Origin of the sequence: Citreicella sp. C3M06, from assembly GCF_018860705.1 — a bacterium.
In the GTDB taxonomy this organism is placed as follows: domain Bacteria; phylum Pseudomonadota; class Alphaproteobacteria; order Rhodobacterales; family Rhodobacteraceae; genus Salipiger.
Window position 1 is genome coordinate 1 of sequence record NZ_JAHKQA010000017.1, and the last position, 1,711, is coordinate 1,711.

Genomic DNA, 1,711 nt, shown 5'->3' on the forward strand with positions numbered 1-1,711 from the left:
AGTGTCTTCAGGGCATGCGCCCTCGCCCCCGAACCGCGCGCAGGCGTAGCCGGGCGTGGCCCGGCAGTCTGCGCAGTGACTCAGGCCTCCGCCGTAGCGGTATGCGGCGAGCGCGCGGAGACGTTTCCCTCCGCTTCCAATTCAGCCCAAGGTTCTAGCAGGCGCACATGCAGCACCGAAGCCACCCCCGGAAAAAGCGACAAGAAAGCATCAAGGGTGTCTTCGGTCATCGGAGCGGCGCGGCCATCATCGACCTCGACCCCTTCCCAGCCGGTGCCGAACCGCAGCAACAGCAACTTGACCAGGTGTCGCGCAAATTGACCGCGCCGGCCCTCATCGTGCTCCGGCCCTAGATCTTCGTCGTCGTGCAACGCGGCGGCAAACGCCAGCCGCTCTGGCATGGTCTCACGCGCAAGGCGGTGGGCCGTAGCCTCCGCCTCGCGCAGGTCGGCGTAGCCGAAGGCACGGTACGACACCGCGACCCCGTAGCCCAGTTCGATCCGGCGCGGCCCCGACAGCGCCCGTACAAGCCGCAACGCCATCAGCTGGCGTTCGCGTAATCGGACGTGGCGTTGATCAGGGTCACCTCGATCAGCTCATCCCCGCTGGCAGGCCGGTTGGCACGCCAATTGAAGCTGGACGAGATCACGTCCCGGCCCTCGATCGGGATGCCGGTGCGCTCAAGCGTCACGGACGGCAGCGCAATGGTAAGGCTGTAGTTGGCCGAGATCTGCCACGCCAGAGACAGCGCAATCGCCGTTCCTGCCGAGGCAGCATCATAGAGCCCGGTATCGCGGAAGCGGGCGGTCAGGCTGCCCGACAGGTCCCACATGCCAGGCTGTATGTCGGACGCCGTGGCAAGGCCGTTCATCGCTTCTTGGTCCGCCTCGCGCCCCGTGGCGAGCGTCAGGTTGGCCTGCGTCACCCCGGCAGCCTCACTGCCGTCGATGCTGAGCAATCCTTGGAACCCGACAGGAACCGGATCATCGGCGAACGCTACCGGCGATGTGTCGAGCGTGGTGCCAGCCTTGATCTCTTCGCGGCCCACCATGTTCAGCGTCACGCGCTGCCGCTGGCCATTCTTCGCGCCTGTGATTTCGATCGACTGCGCGGCCAAACTGTCCTGCGTGAAATGCGTCGACAGATCGTTGTGGGTGATGCCGTGCGTGGCCAACAAGATGCCAGGGTTTGCCGCCGCCACAAACGCATGGGTATAGGGCCCGGTCCCGGTGGTCGTGGGCAGGCCCAGCAACTGCGCCAGCCACCAGCCGATGCTGTCCAACCCCATCGGGACAACCAGCGCCCCCGCCAGATTGCGCAGGCCGTGAACCGCATCACCAGGGAAGGAATCCCCGCGGATTGCCTCATCGTTCGACAGCTCACCTGAGGGCGTCACGTTGTAGCTGTAGAATGGCAGCGTGTAGAAGGCACCGGCGCTGGCGCTTTCCGCCGTGCCGAAGGTGGTCTGGCGGCGCGAAAACAGTTTCGCGCGATCTCCGCGTGCATTGGGCATCGGGTCACTCCATGGGGTTGTCGGTGGTTTCGTAAAAAATGGTCACGGGCAGAACCGCCCCCGCCAGGGTCTCGGCGCCCTGCATGGGCACTGCTTCTGTCTGCTGCGGCGCGCCGACCTCGATCCAGTCGACCGCACCGCCAAGCTGACGGTCTGCCAGCACAAGCGCCGACAGCGACACCAGAGCAACATCCAGCG

2 protein-coding genes and 1 pseudogene are annotated in these 1,711 nt (G+C 65.6%); all 3 read right to left on the reverse strand.

Annotated features, from left to right (window positions below; all coding sequences use genetic code 11):
- Nucleotides 1–80: 80 nt before the first annotated feature.
- Entirely contained in the window at nucleotides 81–542 is a 462-nt protein-coding gene (locus KO516_RS04300; protein ID WP_216002581.1) for a hypothetical protein, read from the reverse strand.
- Nucleotides 542–1,513 carry a phage tail tube protein gene (locus tag KO516_RS04305; RefSeq protein ID WP_216002582.1) on the reverse strand — a complete coding sequence of 324 codons (972 nt, stop codon included), beginning with the start codon at nucleotides 1,511–1,513 and terminating at the stop codon, nucleotides 542–544. Before KO516_RS04305 ends, KO516_RS04300 begins: the two co-directional genes overlap by 1 nt.
- 4 nt (nucleotides 1,514–1,517) lie before the next feature.
- Nucleotides 1,518–1,711 (reverse strand): annotated as a pseudogene (locus tag KO516_RS04310) (hypothetical protein); the annotation flags it as partial.